This is a genomic window from Halorubrum sp. T3 (assembly GCF_000296615.1).
Lineage (GTDB): Archaea > Halobacteriota > Halobacteria > Halobacteriales > Haloferacaceae > Halorubrum > Halorubrum ruber.
This window is the reverse complement of the sequence record NZ_JH815329.1, coordinates 782,276-797,363: the sequence shown is the minus strand read 5'-3', so window position 1 is coordinate 797,363 and position 15,088 is coordinate 782,276. Positions and strand designations below refer to the sequence as shown.

Annotated in this window: 13 protein-coding genes; 4 read left to right on the top strand and 9 right to left on the bottom strand. The window is 69.0% G+C overall.

The window, feature by feature from the left end; translation table 11 throughout:
- Positions 1 to 16: 16 nt before the first annotated feature.
- Complete coding sequence (locus B378_RS0106175) at positions 17 to 1,165, bottom strand: acyl-CoA dehydrogenase family protein (RefSeq protein WP_017342944.1); 1,149 nt, start codon at positions 1,163 to 1,165, stop codon at positions 17 to 19.
- A gap of 90 nt (positions 1,166 to 1,255) precedes the next feature.
- Between B378_RS0106175 and B378_RS0106170 the strand changes: the two genes are divergently transcribed.
- Positions 1,256 to 3,667 (top strand): beta-glucosidase, encoded by a 2,412-nt coding sequence (locus B378_RS0106170; protein WP_237738322.1) that lies wholly within the window; start codon positions 1,256 to 1,258, stop codon positions 3,665 to 3,667.
- 47 nt (positions 3,668 to 3,714) lie between these two features.
- Positions 3,715 to 4,512, top strand: a complete 798-nt coding sequence (locus tag B378_RS0106165; RefSeq protein WP_017342942.1) for an RIO1 family regulatory kinase/ATPase — start codon at positions 3,715 to 3,717, stop codon at positions 4,510 to 4,512.
- Between the two features lie 37 nt (positions 4,513 to 4,549).
- On the opposite strand, the gene B378_RS0106160 is transcribed toward B378_RS0106165, so the two are convergent.
- The 6 genes from B378_RS0106160 to B378_RS0106135 are packed head-to-tail and all read right to left on the bottom strand — an operon-like array spanning position 4,550 to position 10,532.
- On the bottom strand, positions 4,550 to 5,485 hold the full coding sequence (locus tag B378_RS0106160) for a DMT family transporter (RefSeq protein ID WP_017342941.1): 936 nt from the start codon (positions 5,483 to 5,485) through the stop codon (positions 4,550 to 4,552).
- A 32-nt stretch (positions 5,486 to 5,517) separates the two neighbouring features.
- On the bottom strand, positions 5,518 to 6,270 hold the full coding sequence (locus B378_RS0106155; protein ID WP_044965613.1) for an ABC transporter ATP-binding protein: 753 nt from the start codon (positions 6,268 to 6,270) through the stop codon (positions 5,518 to 5,520).
- 8 nt (positions 6,271 to 6,278) lie between these two features.
- Positions 6,279 to 7,067: an ABC transporter ATP-binding protein gene (locus tag B378_RS0106150; RefSeq protein ID WP_026046195.1), complete on the bottom strand. Its 789-nt coding sequence runs from the start codon at positions 7,065 to 7,067 to the stop codon at positions 6,279 to 6,281.
- Entirely contained in the window at positions 7,060 to 8,241 is a 1,182-nt protein-coding gene (locus B378_RS0106145) for a branched-chain amino acid ABC transporter permease (protein WP_017342939.1), read from the bottom strand. The genes B378_RS0106150 and B378_RS0106145 overlap by 8 nt, the downstream gene beginning before the upstream one ends.
- The gene (locus tag B378_RS0106140; protein WP_017342938.1) at positions 8,238 to 9,197 is read right to left on the bottom strand and encodes a branched-chain amino acid ABC transporter permease; all 960 of its coding nucleotides are present in this window, start codon (positions 9,195 to 9,197) and stop codon (positions 8,238 to 8,240) included. Before B378_RS0106140 ends, B378_RS0106145 begins: the two co-directional genes overlap by 4 nt.
- 9 nt (positions 9,198 to 9,206) lie before the next feature.
- Positions 9,207 to 10,532: an ABC transporter substrate-binding protein gene (locus tag B378_RS0106135; RefSeq protein WP_026046194.1), complete on the bottom strand. Its 1,326-nt coding sequence runs from the start codon at positions 10,530 to 10,532 to the stop codon at positions 9,207 to 9,209.
- Between the two features lie 181 nt (positions 10,533 to 10,713).
- Between B378_RS0106135 and B378_RS0106130 the strand changes: the two genes are divergently transcribed.
- Entirely contained in the window at positions 10,714 to 11,595 is an 882-nt protein-coding gene (locus tag B378_RS0106130; RefSeq protein ID WP_017342936.1) for a proline dehydrogenase family protein, read from the top strand.
- A 406-nt stretch (positions 11,596 to 12,001) separates the two neighbouring features.
- On the opposite strand, the gene B378_RS17280 is transcribed toward B378_RS0106130, so the two are convergent.
- Positions 12,002 to 12,382, bottom strand: a complete 381-nt coding sequence (locus B378_RS17280; protein ID WP_237738321.1) for a hypothetical protein — start codon at positions 12,380 to 12,382, stop codon at positions 12,002 to 12,004.
- A 345-nt stretch (positions 12,383 to 12,727) separates the two neighbouring features.
- Complete coding sequence (locus B378_RS0106110) at positions 12,728 to 13,465, bottom strand: helix-turn-helix domain-containing protein (RefSeq protein WP_017342933.1); 738 nt, start codon at positions 13,463 to 13,465, stop codon at positions 12,728 to 12,730.
- An 89-nt stretch (positions 13,466 to 13,554) separates the two neighbouring features.
- Here B378_RS0106110 and B378_RS0106105 point away from each other — a divergent pair, with 89 nt between their 5' ends.
- Complete coding sequence (locus tag B378_RS0106105; protein ID WP_017342932.1) at positions 13,555 to 15,075, top strand: aldehyde dehydrogenase family protein; 1,521 nt, start codon at positions 13,555 to 13,557, stop codon at positions 15,073 to 15,075.
- Positions 15,076 to 15,088 lie beyond the last annotated feature (13 nt).

Sequence of the window (15,088 nt, the reverse complement as noted above, 5' to 3'; positions counted from 1 at the left end):
GGGGCGTTGAGTCCGCCTACAGCCCCAGTTCGCGGCCGATGACGACGTGTTGGATCTCGCTGGTTCCCTCGCCGATCTCCATCAGCTTCGCGTCGCGGTAGAAGCGCTGCGGGGCGAAGTCGGTGGTGTAGCCGTAGCCGCCGAGCGTCTGGACCGCCTCCTCGGCCACCTCGCGGGCCGCCTCGCTGGCGTCGAGCTTCGCGAGCGCCGACTCCCGGGTGACCGACTCGCCGGCGTCGTACCGCGACGCGGCCCGGTGGGTCAACAGGCGGGCGCGCTCGATCTGGCGGTGCATGTGGACCACCTTGTCGCGGATCGCGTCGAACTTCGCGATCGGTTTCCCGAACTGCTCGCGCTCGCCCGCGTACTCCTTCGCCGCCTCGTAGGCGCCCTGCGCGAGCCCGACCGAGAGCGCGGCGATGGAGATCCGCCCGCCGTCGAGCGTCTTCATCGTCTGTGTCCACCCCTCGCCCTCCTCGCCGAGCAGCCGGTCTTCGGGGAGCCGCACGTCGTCGAAGGTTATCTCGCAGGTGGGCGAGCTGTTGAGCCCCATCTTCTCCCAGACGGTCGTCACCTCGAACCCGTCGTCGTTCTCTGGGTCGACGATGAACGTCGAGATGCCGTCGTAGCCGGCGTCCGGGTCCGTCACCGCCTTCACGAGGATCGAGTTCGCGACGTTCGCGTTCGTGATGAACTGCTTCGTGCCGTTCAGCACGTACTCGCCCGCGTCGGCGTCGTACTCGGCGGTCGTGTCCATGTCGGAGGCGTCCGAACCGCTGCCCGGCTCCGTGAGCGCCCACGCGCCGAGCCCCTCGCCCTCCGCGAGCGGACGGAGCCACTCCTCTTTCTGCTCGTCGGTGCCGAACAGGTCGATCGGCTTCGCGCCCAGCGAGGTGTGCGCGGCGTACGAGAGCCCGATCCCGCCGGAGACGCGCCCGAGCTCCTCCGTGACTAAGGCGTACATCAGCTGGTCGCCGCCGAGGCCGCCGTACTCCTCGGCGACCGGAATACCCATCATGTCGAGCTCAGCGAGCGAGTCGAACACCTCCTCGGGGAACCGGTGTTCGTCCTCGATCTCCTGTGCGATGGGGGCGATCTCCTCCTCGCAGAACTCCCGGACGGTGTCGCGTATCATCCGGTGTTCGGCGGGTACCTCGAAGTCCATGGGCAAGAATTGCGACCCGCGGGCATAAACGATGCGAACGATCGTGACGGACCGCACTCCTCGTCGCTGTAAGTGCTAAGTGCGTCCTCGATGAGTTCTGTCGACATGGACCGAGACGGGATCGCGGCCGTCGTGGCGGAGCTGACGCTCGCGGAGAAGGTGGGCCTCGTTCACGGGGCCGAAGACGTCGAGGGGACGGCGACGGGGTTCGTTCCCGGCGTCGAGCGCGTCGGGATCCCGCCGATCAGGCTGACCGACGGGCCGCTCGGCGTCCGGACCGACGAGCCGGCGACCGCCTTCCCCTCGTCGCCGGCGCTCGCCGCGACGTTCGACCCCGATCTCGCCGAGCGCTTCGGACGAGCGCTCGGCCGTGAGGCGACCGCGCGCGGGCAGGACATCCTCCTCGGCCCCGGAACGAACCTGATCCGGGTGCCGCACTGCGGACGCAACTTCGAGTACTTCTCCGAGGACCCGGTCCACGCCGGCGCGTTCGCGGCCGCGGTGACCGAGGGCGTCCAGTCCGCCGGCGTCGTCGCGACGCCGAAACACTACGTCGCGAACAGCCAGGAGACCCGCCGCGCCGAGGTCAGCGCCGAGGTGGACGAGCCCGTCCTCCGCGAGCTGTACCTGCCCGCGTTCCGCGACGCCGTCGAGGCCGGCGCCGGGTCGGTGATGTCGTCATACAACCGCGTCAACGGAACGTACGCGAGCGAACACGAGTGGCTCCTCACCGACGTGCTCAAAGGCGAGTGGGGGTTCGACGGCTACGTCGTCTCCGACTGGTTCGGCACCGAGAGCGTCGTCGACAGCGCGAACGCCGGGCTCGACCTCCAGATGCCCGGTACCTCGGTCGAGGAGCTGATCGAATCGATGGGGGTCGCGCCCGACGCCGCCGCCGAACAGATGGACGGCGACACGGCGGGGGCGGACAGCGCGGCAGCGGTGGACGATACAGCGGCGGCGGTGGACAGCGCGGCGGCAGACGACGCGGAGGGAGCGGGCGGCGAGGGCGAAGAAGCCGCCCCTGAGGGCCCCTTCGACGCGGCCGAGGACTCCCCGTTCGCGGGCGGGATGCCGGACCCGACGAGCGGGGGCCGATACGCGACGGAGCTCGGCCCCGCGGTCGAGCGCGGCGACGTGCCCGAGTCCCGGCTCGACGACATGGTGACGCGGATCCTCCGGTCGCTCGACGCGGTCGGGCACCTCGACGACGAGGCAGGCGGCGACAACGAGGCGAACGGAGACGACGAGGCGAGCGGCGACGAGACGGCGGGCGCGCTCGACACCCCGGAACACCGCGACCTCGCGGCGACGATCGCGACCCGCGGAACCGTCCTCCTGAAAAACGACGGCGCCCTGCCGCTCGCGGACGACGCCGACGTCGCGGTCGTCGGTCCGAACGTCGACGAGGCGCTGCTCGGAGGCGGGGGCTCCTCCGAGGTGACGCCGTTCGTCCGGACGACTCCCCGTGAGGGGATCGAGGCGCGCGCCGACGGAGCGGTGACGGTCGCCCACGGGTTGCCCCGCGTCGAGGGAATCTCGATGTTCGAGGCGATGGACGACGCGGGCGATCCCGAGGTCGGCACGGGCGGTCTCGACGGTGATGCGGGCGATCCCGAGGGCGGCCCGGGCGATCCGGGGTCCGTCGACGCCGACGGCGACGCCGAGCGATCGGTCGACATCGAGGGGGCGGCGTCGGCGGCCGCCGACGCGGACGTCGCCGTCGTCTTCGTCCGCGACCGCGCGACCGAGGCGGCCGACCGCGACTCGCTCCGACTCCCGGGGCGACAGGACGACCTGATCGCCGCGGTCGCCGACGCCGCCGACAGGACCGTCGTCGTCGCGAACGCGAGCGGGCCGATCGAGACGCCGTGGCGCGACGCGGTCGACGCGGTGCTCGCGGCGTGGTATCCCGGACAAGCGCACGGGGAGGCGGCCGCGGCGGTCCTCTACGGCGACGCCGACCCCGGCGGGCGGCTCCCGGCGACGTTCGCCCCCGAGGGCGCGTATCCGACGGCCGACGAGCGCCGCTTCCCGGGCGTCGACGGCGAGGCGGTTTACGACGAGGGGTTGCTCGTCGGCTACCGACACTTCGACGCGACCGACGCGGAGCCGACTTACCCGTTCGGACACGGTCACAGCTACGCCGAGTTCCGGTACGAGGGCGTCGAGGCCGTCGGCCCATCGACGGTCGAGACGACCCTCTCGAACGTCGCCGACAGGCCCGGTCGGGAGGTCGTCCAGGCGTACGTCGGCGTCTCCGACACGCCAGCCGCGCCCGACGTCCCCGACGAGCGCGCTCGTCCGCCCCGCGAGCTCGGCGGGTTCGCCGCGGTCGAGCTCGCTCCCGGCGAGTCGGCGACGGTCGAGATCGACCTCGACGAGCGCGCATTCGGGCGATACGACGCGTCCGCGGGGTGGACGGTCGACGCGGGGGAGTACGTCGTCGAGGTGGGTCGGTCCTCGCGCGACCGACGCGGCTCCGCGACGATCGAGCGGTGACGGCGCCCGAGGACGCAATTTAAGCTTCGCCGCCGCGTTCCGCCGGTATGGAGTTCCGGCAGCTCGTCCGCGGTCGCGTCGACTGGCCCGACATCGAGCGGGTCGCGCGAGAGCTGGCGGACCGGTACGACCGCGACGAGATACGCGTGCGGTTCCTCGACGCAGACAACTGGCTGTCGACGCCGATGGTCGTCGACGACGACCTCTTCGTGAAGGTGATCACGCGACAGAACACGCTCGTCCACGCGCTGTTCACCACCGGACGGAACCTCGGCGCGTTCTCGGCGGGCACGGAGGGGTTCTTCGAGCGCCACGAGACTCCCTACGAGATGGCGCGCCACGAGCTGGAGGCGACCCGGCGAGTCCGCGAGCTCGGGGTCAACGCGCCGGAGCCGATCGAGGCGTTCGAGGTCGACGGCCTTGGCGTGCTCGTCTTGGAGTACCTCCCCGAGTTTCGCACCCTCGGCGAGCTCGACGCAGAGACCGTCGCCGGGCTGGCGCCCGACCTGTTCGTGACGCTTCGGACGATCCACGACGCCGGGCTCGCCCACGGCGACCTCCGCGCCGAGAACGTCCTCGTCGCGGACGGCGAGCTCTACGTCATCGACGCGACCCGCGTGAGCGAGGACGGCCGCGAGGCGGCGCGCGCCTACGACCTCGCGAGCGCGCTCGCGGCGCTGGAGCCGCTGATCGGCGCCGCCGACGCGATCGAGGCCGCGCTGACGAGCTACTCGCCCGACGAACTCCTCGCGGCGCGCCGGTTCCTCGACTTCGTCGCGATCCGCCCCGACCACGACTTCGACGCCGCGGAGCTGACGGGCGAGCTCGAGAAGCGCACGGCATAGGGGTTCCTCGCCGTCGGTCCGCGCCTCACTCCACGCCTCACTCCGCGGTCGACTCCGCCGGCCCGTCGGCGGGATCCGCGCGTTCGCGGCTGACGACCCAGATGCCGACGGCCATCAGCGCCCCGCCGGCGAGGAAGCCCGGGCCGAGCGCCTCGCCGAGCAGCGCCCCGCCGAGCGCCGCGCCGACGACGGGCTGCGCGAAGAAGAACACGGCGACGGTCCCCGCGGAGACGTACTCCAGTCCCTTGTACCAGAGGAACCACGCAGCCGCCGTTGACGCGAGTCCGAGGTACAGCACGGCGGCCGCCGATTCGACCGTGAGCGGGACCTCGGCGGGCGAGCGCCCGAGATACCACAGTTCGCCGGCCGCGAGGGCTCCGAGCATCGGAACGCTCGCCAGCGAGGAGTACGTCGCGGCGCGGAGCGCCCCGTGCCGCCTGACCGCGCGGAGCCCCCAGACGGTGTACCCGGCCCACGCCGCGCTCGCGACGAGCAGCAGCGCCACGCCGAGGAGGTTGCCGGCGGCGATCGACGCGAACTCGTACCGCCCGGCGAGGACGACCGCCGTGCCGGCGCCCGCGACGGTCATCCCTCCCGCCTTGGCCGGCGTGACGCGCTCGCCGAGCACGAGCGCCCCGAGCGCGACGGTGAACACCGGGGTGAGGACGGTCAGCAGCGAGCCCTGACTGGCGTTCGTCAGCTCCGTGCCGACGAACTGCGTCGCGACCGTCAGGGTCACCCAGCCCCCGAGCGCCGCGAACGTCGACCACTCGTCGCGTGCCGGGGCGGGACCGCCGCGACCGGCGACGACGAGCCAGAGCGCCCCGGCGCCCAGCGCGACCCGGAGGAACCCGAGCGTCACCGGCGGGACCAGCGCGAACCCCCACTTGCTGACGACGTACATCCCGCCCCACAGCGCCGCGGCTGCGAGGGGTGCGAGCGCGAACGCGTACCGTCCGATCGTGGCTGACATAGAGCGGGGCGCGGGGCGAGCCGGGCGAGGGCTCAGCCGCCGAGGTACAGCTGCGAGACCTCCTCGTCGTTCAACAGCTCCTCCGGCGTCCCCTCGAACCGGACCGTCCCCTGGTCGAGGACGTAGCCGCGGTCGGAGATGCCGAGCCCCTTCGTCACGTTCTGCTCGACCATGAGGATCGCCGTGTCCATGTCGTTGACCTCTTTGACGTCCTCGAACACGTCGTCAGCCGTGTTGGGGGCGAGCCCCGCGGACGGCTCGTCGATGAGCAGCACGTCGGGCTCCATCACGAGGGCGCGGGCGAACGCGAGCACCTGCCGCTGGCCGCCGGAGAGCGTCTTCGCCTTCGAGCCGCGCTTCTCGTCGATGATCGGGAACCGGTCGTACAGCGTCTCGATGACCTCCTCGAGGCTCCCGTCGCGGGCGACGCCGCCCATCCGGAGGTTCTCGTCGATCGTCAGCGAACCGAACACGTTGTCGGTCTGGGGAACGTAGCCGATCCCCTCGCGGACGATCTCCTCGGGCGCCATCCCGCCGATGTCGCGGCCGTGGTACTCGACGGTCCCCGTCCACGGGGTCAACATCCCGAACGCGGTCTTGAGGACCGTCGACTTCCCGGCGCCGTTGGGGCCGACCAGACAGACGATCTCGCCCGGGTCGAGCCGGACCGAGCAGTCGTCGAGCACCTGCACCTCGCCGTAGCCGCTGTCGACGCCCGACAGCGAGAGCACGGGATCGGTTCCGCCGTGAGGCCCGTCCGCGGCCCCGGTCGTGTCGTCCGTCATACCGTCGCTCATGTGCCGCCTCCGAGGTACGCGTCGATGACGCGCTGGTCGTTCCGGACCCCCTCCGGCGTCCCCTCCGTCAGGACGTGTCCCTGGTCTAAGACGACGATCGGGTCCGCGAGGTCCATCACGAACTCCATGTCGTGTTCGATGAGCAGGAACGTCGTCCCCTGCTCGTTGAGCCGCCGAATCTGTTCTTTGAGCTTCTTCGCCAGCGTCGGGTTCACCCCGGCCACCGGCTCGTCGAGCAGCAGCACCTCCGGCTCGGCGAGCATCGCCCGCGCGAGTTCGACGAGCTTCATCTGGCCGCCGGAGATGTCGGTGGCGGGCTGGGTCGCGAGGTGGTCGATCTCGAAGTCCGCCAAGATCCGCTCCGCCTCGGCGAGGTTGGCCGACTCGCTCTCGGCGACCGTTCCCGGCGAGGTGAACAGTGTGAGGAACGACTCGCCGGGCTGTTTCCGCGGCCCGACTAACATCGCCTCGCGGACCGTCATCCCCTCCAGCTTGCGCGGCGTCTGGAACGTCCGGATGAGCCCGTGTTCCGCGACCTCGTAGGGCTCTAACCCCGTCACGTCGGTCCCGTTCACCTCCACGGTCCCGCCGTCCGGCTCGTAGAAGCCGGAGATGAGGTTGAAAAGCGTCGACTTGCCGGCCCCGTTCGGGCCGATGAGCCCGGTGATGGTGCCGCGCTCGACCGCGAACGTCGCGTGGTCGGTCGCCGCGAGCCCGCCGAACGACTTCTGGAGGTCGTCGACGCGGAGGACGGCGTCGTCCTTGGGAAGCGCGCCCTCACTCATCGTCACCACCTCCCTTCCGCTCGCGGACGCCGCTGTCCGGCGTCTCGGGCGTTCCGCCCCCGTCGACCGCGCTCGGCCAGATCAGCTCCCGCTGCGGCGGGAGGACGCCTTGCGGCCGGTAGCGCATGACGGCGACGATGACGACGCCGATCAACAGCAGCCGCAGCGGCGCGGGGTCGATCGGCAGCGCCACGTCGTTGAGGAAGCGCGTCCCCTCGCGGATCGTGACGATGACGATCCCGCCGAACAGCGCCCCGCGGTTGGAGCCGCTGCCGCCCAAGATCACGGCGACCCACGCGTAGAACGTCGTGATCGGGTCGAGGTCGCCCGGCCCGACGTAGAGGTTCAGGTGCGCGTAGAACACGCCCGCCAGCGCCATGATCAGGCTGCCGAGGATGAACGACTGCATCTTGAACGAGTAGGTGTTCTTCCCGAGCGCCCGAGCGAGGTCCTCGTCGGAGCGGATCGTGCGCAGCACGCGCCCCCACGGCGACCGGTGCGCGCGCCGGAGGACGAAGTACGCCGCGCCCGCGAACGCGAGCACCAACAGGACGTTCAGCGCCGCCTGCCAGAACGCCGTCTCTAAGATTACCGGCGACCCGGGGATCACCACCAGCCGGAGCCCCGGCATCGCCTCGGGGAACGTCGAGAGCACCGGCCACCCGTCAAAGAAGCCCGGGATGCCGCGCAGCCCCGCGCTGCCGTTCGTCAGCCAGCGCTCGTTCAACACGATCAGCCGCACGACCTCCGCGAGCCCGAGCGACGCGATCGCGAGGTAGTCGGCCCGGAGCCGGAGCGTCGGAATCCCGATGAGTAGCGCCAGCGCGAGCGCGACGACGAGCGCGACGGCGAGCCCGACGATCGGACTGAATCCGCCGGCGATCGGCGAGCCGCTCGCGGTCATCAGCGCGGTGCCGTACGCGCCGATGCCGAAGAACGCGGCGACGCTGAAGTTGATCAGGCCCGTGAACCCCCACTGGGCGTTCAGCCCGAACGACAGCAGCGCGTACATCCCCGCCAATCCGACGAGGAACAGGAAGTACGTCGGGCCGAGCGCGCCGGTGAGCATCGCGACGAAGAGGAACAGCAGGAACGCGACGCTGACGCCGAGCACCCACCCCTCCGGGCGAGACAGGTCGGCGAACGCCGCCTTCGGGTCGTCGAGGAGGCTCACGTCGCGGCCTCCCCGGCGATCCCGTTGGGCCGGACCAACAGCACGACGACCATGATCACGAACGCGATCGCGTTCGCGTACTCGATGGTGATCATGTTCTCGATCACGGTCGCGAGCCAGTTCGGACGGATCGGTAGCGCCTCGACGACGTTGGAGAAGAACGGCGTGAGCTGGTTTATCATGCCGATGAGGAAGCCGCCCGCCATCGCGCCGTAGACGGAGCCGATCCCGCCGAGGATCACCGCCGCGAAGATCACCAGCAGGAGGTTAAAGCCCATCCGGGGCGCGAGCTGGTTGAAGAGCCCGAGGAACACGCCGCCCGCGCCGGCGAGCCCGGCGCCGATGACCCACGTCCACAGCTTGACCCGCTTCGTCCGGATACCGCTGACCCGCGCGAGGTCGGGGTTGTCCGCCATCGCGCGCATCTTCCGACCGAGGTCGGTGTACTGGAGCAGGACGTGGAGCCCGACGACGAGCACCACCGCCGACCCGAATATCGCGACGTCGTGGAGCGTTATCCGGACGCCGTACGGCACCAGCGCCTCGATCGGCCGCAGCGGCTGGACGTCGAACCGGGTGAAGTCGGAACCGAACCGGATCTGGATCACCGCGCGGTAGATGAACGCGATCCCGATCGACGTGATCAGCAGGCCGATCGAGTCGACGTCGAGCGGCTCGTAAATGAGCTTCTCGGTGGCGACCGCGACGACCGCGGCGACGGCGATCCCGACGACTAACGCCACGAAGAAGCCGTACGGGAGCCCCAACACCGCGCCGCCGAGCCCGCCGACGGCGCCGAAGGTCACGAGCGCCGAGTACGCGCCGATCGTCATCGTGTCGCCGTGCGCGAAGTTCGCGAAGTCCGCGATGCTGTACACCAGCGACAGCCCGATGCTGCCGAGGACGATGATGCTGCTGAACACCAGCCCGTTAGCCAGGTATCCGAGGACGATCATCGGTCGAGATTAGCCTTCGATGAAGTCGATGCCTTCGTACTCGTGGTCCTGGACCTCCAGGACCTGAAGGAAGCCGACCGGGTCACCGTTCTCGTCGAAGTCGATGGGGCCGCTGACCCCCTGGTAGTCGACGTCGTCGGGCCCGCCGCCGTCCGCGAGAATCTGGCTCGCGGCCTCGAAGGAGGTCACCTCCTCGCCCTCCGGGCCGGAGACGCGCCGGACGGTGTCTTGGAGCGCCTCGCCGGTGAACTCGTCCGCGGCCTGGATCGCGAGCGCGGCGTTGATCACGCAGTCGTACGCGTACGCCGCCCACGAGGTCGGCTGTCGGCCGTACTCGGACTCGAAGGCGTCCGCGAACGACTGGTAGTTCTCCTCCTCGACGGGCGCGGACGGGACGACGATCTTCATCCCCTCGATGCTCCCCTCCGGGGTGTTCTCCAAGACGTTGTCGCCGGAGACGGAGTCGGCGCCGTAGAACTGCGCCTCGTACCCCGAGGAGAACACCTCGTTGACCATCGTCGCGAACTCGGCCTGGTAGGTGATGAACAGCCACGCGTCGGCGCCGGAGCTGTTCATCTCCGAGATGACGCCGGAGTACGACTGCTGGTCCTGGTCGTGGGGCGTGTTGTAGACGACCTCGCCCTCGTACGCGTCGACGAACGCGTCCGTGAGGCTCTGGCCGTAGTCGTTGTTGACGTAGGTGATCGCCACCTCGTCGTAGCCGTCGTCGGTGATGAGGTTCGAGAGCGCGAGCGACTGGCTCCGTCCCGACGGCGACATCCGGAGCAGTCCCGGGAACTCGGTGAGGTTGAGTCCGGTGGAGTTCTGGCTCAGCTGAACGACGTCGGTCCCCTCGACGACGCTCTCGTAGATGGCCAGCGAGACGCCGGAGCCGACCGCGCCGATCAGGAAGGGGACGCCGTCCTGGTTGACGAGCTTCTGGGCGGCGGCGATCCCGCCCTGATTCTCGCTCTCGGAGTCCTCGACGACGATATCGAGGTCTCGCCCGTCGATCCCGATCTCGTTGACGCGAGAGAGCGCGAGGTTGACGCCGCGCTGGTTCCGCTCGCCGAACGCCGACAGCGACCCGGTCTGGGAGTCGACCATCCCGATCTCGTAGGCCTCGGTCGAGTCTCCCCCGTCGTCTCCGTCGCCGCCGTCACTGCCGTCGCTGCCATCGCTGCCGTCGCCGCCGTCGTCGCCGTCGCTCCCGTTCTCGCCGTCGCCGCCGTCGTCGGTCGTGCTGAGACAGCCCGACAGTCCGACGAGCCCCGCACCGCCGGTCAGTTTCAGCAGCGTCCGCCGATCCGTCATGTCCGTGGTATCCCGTGACATATGTATCCGATAGTCCCGAGCACATTCGGCTACCTTAACCCCGGCCCGTCCATGGTCGGGGCGAGCGGGGCAGATCGATGAATCGGCTGGTAGTGGCACTGGAAACGTTTTATACAAAAATATATTTCTGGAACGATTGGTCGGGTGCCAATATATACCGCTCCGGATCCGCAGTGATCGCATGATCCCGCCCATCGCGAGCAACTTTGTCGCCGGCGAGACGCCGGAGGCGGCGCTCGCTCACGTCGAGGGGCTCAACGACCGCGGCGTGGCCGGCATCCTGAACCTGCTCGGCGAACACTACGAGGAACGGCCCCCAGCCGACGCCGACGCCGACGCGTACGTCGACCTCGTCGAGGCGATCGCGGAGCGCGACGTCGACGCCTGCGTCTCCGTCAAATCGAGTCAGATCGGCCTCGACATCGGCGACGACGTCTTCGAGGAGAACCTCGCGCGGATCGTCGAAGCGGCCAACGCGCCGTCCGCGACCGGGTCGGCGGAGACCGGAGCGGACGGGACGGGCACCTTCGTCTGGATCGACATGGAGGACCACGAGACCACCGACGTGACGCTCGACGCGTTCGAACGGCACGCGGTCGAGACGGACGGCAACGTCGGCGTCTGCGTCCAGGCGAACTTAAAGCGGACCCGCGAGGACCTCGAACGGCTCGCAGAGCTCCCGGGGAAGGTCCGACTCGTCAAGGGCGCGTACGACGAGCCGGCCGAGATCTCGTATAAAAAGAAGGCGCGCGTCGACGAGTCGTACCGCGACTGCCTCGCGTACATGTTCGAGGCGTTCGACGACGGCGTCGCCGTCGGGAGCCACGACCCCGCGATGATCGAGTACGCGAAGGAGCTGTACGCCGACCACGGGACCCCCTACGAGGTACAGATGCTGACCGGCGTCCGGGAGTCGGCGCAGTTCGAACTCGCCGCCGAAGACGACGTGAAAGTCTACCAGTACATCCCGTACGGGTCCAAGTGGTTCTCCTACTTCTACCGGCGGATCCGGGAGCGCAAGTCGAACGCGCTGTTCGCGCTGCGCGCGATCGTCGGGAAGTAACCGACCCCACCCTACTTCGCTCGGCCTTGCGGCCTCGCTCGTTGAGGGTGGGGCTTTGATGTGGTTTTCGCCCTCGGTTGGCGCGACGGGGCGTCTTGTGCGCCCCGCCTACCGGACGCCCTTCGGGGTCGACAAACCCACCATTCAGGGCCGGGCTACTGCGGCCCGTACTGCGCGCCACTTGTGGACGCACAGCACTAGCTGGCAGTGAGATATGGTGTAACATAGTGGTTGCGAAAGTTCGTGTCGGCTTCCTCTCCGGCCTACTCGCGTCGCGCTTCCGACTGAGCGTCGGAACCCCTCGCTCCTTGAGGCCGGAGGCTCCGCCTCGAAAACTGCTGAACGAATCGGGTCAGGAACTGGCGATCCGGCGTTACGATCTGTCAATCGGAGTGTGGTGATGCGGTCAGATTTTTATAAGTGATTGACGGACCGACGACGGACGCTCCAAAGCCCCAGCCGCTCGCTTATAAATAGCCGCTAGCAGATCGGCGGCGAACACCTCCAAAGCCCCAGTCGCTCGCTTATAAATAGCCGCTAGCCGATCGGCGGCGAACACCTCCAAAGCCCCAGTCGCTCGCTTATAAATAGCCGCTAGCCGATCGGCGGCGAACACCTCCAAAGCCCCAGTCGCTCGCTTATAAATAGCCGCTAGCAGATCGGCGGCGAACACCTCCAAAGCCCCAGTCGCTCGCTTATAAATAGCCGCTAGCCGATCGGCGGCGAACACCTCCAAAGCCCCAGTCGCTCGCTTATAAATAGCCGCTAGCAGATCGGCGGCGAACACCTCCAAAGCCCCAGTCGCGAGGACGGCGCACGCTCGCTGCGGTCCTCAGTCGCTCGCTTCGCTCGCTCCTTGCGGTCCTTACGTCACCTGCGCCGTCCTCGCGACTGCCCCTTTGAGTCCCACCCGACTGCGACCGCACAGCACCTCACGCCTCCCCAGCCTCGTCGCTGGCGGCGACCGCCGCCAGCGACTCCCTCGCGCCGTCGGTTCGCGGCCCTCCGGGCCGCTCACCGGGGCGCGCCACCGCCTTCATTTATAAACAATCGCCGCTATCGCTCGCGGGTATTTAAATACCGTACCGCGCTCGACACTCTGCAACACTCGCTCTGCCGTCGACACCGCCGATCACGGGTCCAGCAGCTTCGACTCCGCCTTCCGGAGGTGTTCGAGCAGCGTCGTCTTCGAGACGTCCATGTCCTCGGCGAGCTCGCGCGTCGACGCCTCTCGGGGCCACTCGTAGTAGCCCGCATCGCGGGCGTGTTCGTACACCTTCCGCTGGGTCGTGGTCAGCGTGTCGAGCCGCTGCTCGCGGGGAGTTCGTCCCGCGTGGCCCGACGACGACATCGACTCCACCGTCACCTCCGCGCCGGCCGCCTCCTGAACCGCGTCGAGGGACTCCCGGATATCGGTGCGCTCGCCGACGAAACACACCTGCCACTCCTCGCGTCCGCCCTCGATCCGGACCGGCGCGCTGTGGACAAAGCCGTGTTCTAAGAGCGTCGGACACACCATGTCCGCCGGGTCGTACTCCAAGAAGAACTCGCGAACGACGTTGCCCGGGGCGTCCCGGGCGCGCCCGAACCGCTCCTGTAGCTCCAAGAGGTTCCCCGCGCGGTCGGACTCGCGGATCGCGTCGAGCAGCGCTTCGACCTCCTCGTTCGTGTCTCCGAACGCCGTGAAAAGGCCGTTCACCGTGTTCGGCGCGTCGCTCTCGGCCCGCGGCGAGTTGTATATCGCGTGTGCCAACACGCCGCCGTCGGTCCGGCCCGTCGCCTCGATCGCCCAGCAGTTCGGATGCCACAGGTCCAGCGTGAGCCTGGTTCCGGCCCACTCTCCCGCCCCGTCCGCGTCGGTTGTCGCCATTGTTCACCTTTCCTTGGTAGCGAACCACGAAGACCCTGCCGACCATGGTAGGGTGGGTTATTTGGACGTGCCGACGGGATGTCCCGAACATGGCGCAGCCCTACCAGCACTACATCGACGGCGAATGGGTCGACGGCGACGGGTCCGAGACCTTCGAGAGCGAGAACCCCGCGACCGGAGCGACGCTCGGGGAGTTCCGCCAGGGAACCCCCGAGGACGTGGACCGCGCGGTCGACGCCGCGGACGCGGCGTTCGAGGAGTGGCGCGAGCTCTCGCGGGTCCAGCGCGCGGAGTACCTCTGGGACGTGTACCACGAGCTTCGCGACCGGACCGACGAGCTCGGAGAGATCGTCACGAAGGAGTGCGGCAAAGAGATCAGCGAGGGGAGAGCGGACGTGGTCGAGGCCGCGCACATGGTCGAGTGGGCCGCGGGCGACGCCCGACACCCGAAGGGGGACATCGTCCCCTCGGAGATCCCCTCGAAGGACGCGTACATGCGCCGGAAGCCGCGCGGCGTCACCGGCTGCATCACGCCGTGGAACTTCCCCGTCGCGATCCCCTACTGGCACATGGCCATCGCGCTGGTGGAGGGGAACACCGTCGTCTTCAAGCCGGCCGAGCAGACGCCGTGGTGCGCGCAGATCATCGCGGAGATGTTCGACGACGCCGGTATCCCCGACGGCGTGTTCAACATGGTCCAGGGGTTCGGCGACGCGGGCAACGCGATCGTCGAGAACGACGACGTCGACACCGTCATCTTCACCGGTTCGGCCGAGGTCGGCCACCACATCCAAGAGAAGCTCGGCGGCGTCGCCGGCAAGCGCGCCGCCTGCGAGATGGGCGGCAAGAACGCCATCGTCGTCACCGAGGAGGCGGACCTCGACGTCGCAGTCCACTCCGCAGTGATGTCCTCGTTCAAGACCACCGGCCAGCGCTGCGTCTCCTCCGAGCGCCTGATCGTCCACACGGACGTGTACGACGAGTTCAAGGAGCGGTTCGTCGAGGTCGCGGAGTCGGTCGCGGTCGGCGACCCCCTCGACGAGGACACCTTCATGGGGCCGCTCATCGAGGAAGAACACCGCGAGAAGGTCACCCGGAACAACGAGGCGGCCCGCGAGGAGGGCGTGAACGTGCTCGTCGACCGGACCGAGCTCGACGACGAGGAGATCCCGGACGGCCACGAGGACGGCTACTGGGTCGGTCCGTTCGTCTACGAGGCCGACGCCCACGCCGACCTGACGTGTACCCACGAGGAGGTGTTCGGGCCCCACGTCGCGCTCATGGAGTACGACGGCGACATCGAGGAGGCCGTCGAGATCCAGAACGACACCGACTACGGGCTGGCGGGTGCGATCATCTCCGAGGACTACCGGCAGATCAACTACTACCGCGACCGCGCCGAGTTAGGGTTGGCGTACGGGAACCTCCCGTGCATCGGCGCCGAGGTCCAGCTGCCCTTCGGCGGCGTGAAGAAGTCCGGCAACGGCTACCCCTCCGCCCGGGAGGCGATCGAGGCCGTCACCGACCGCACCGCGTGGACCCTGAACAACTCGAAGGAGATCGAGATGGCGCAGGGGCTCTCGGCGGACATCAAGACGAAAGACGACTGATCCGTCCGGGATG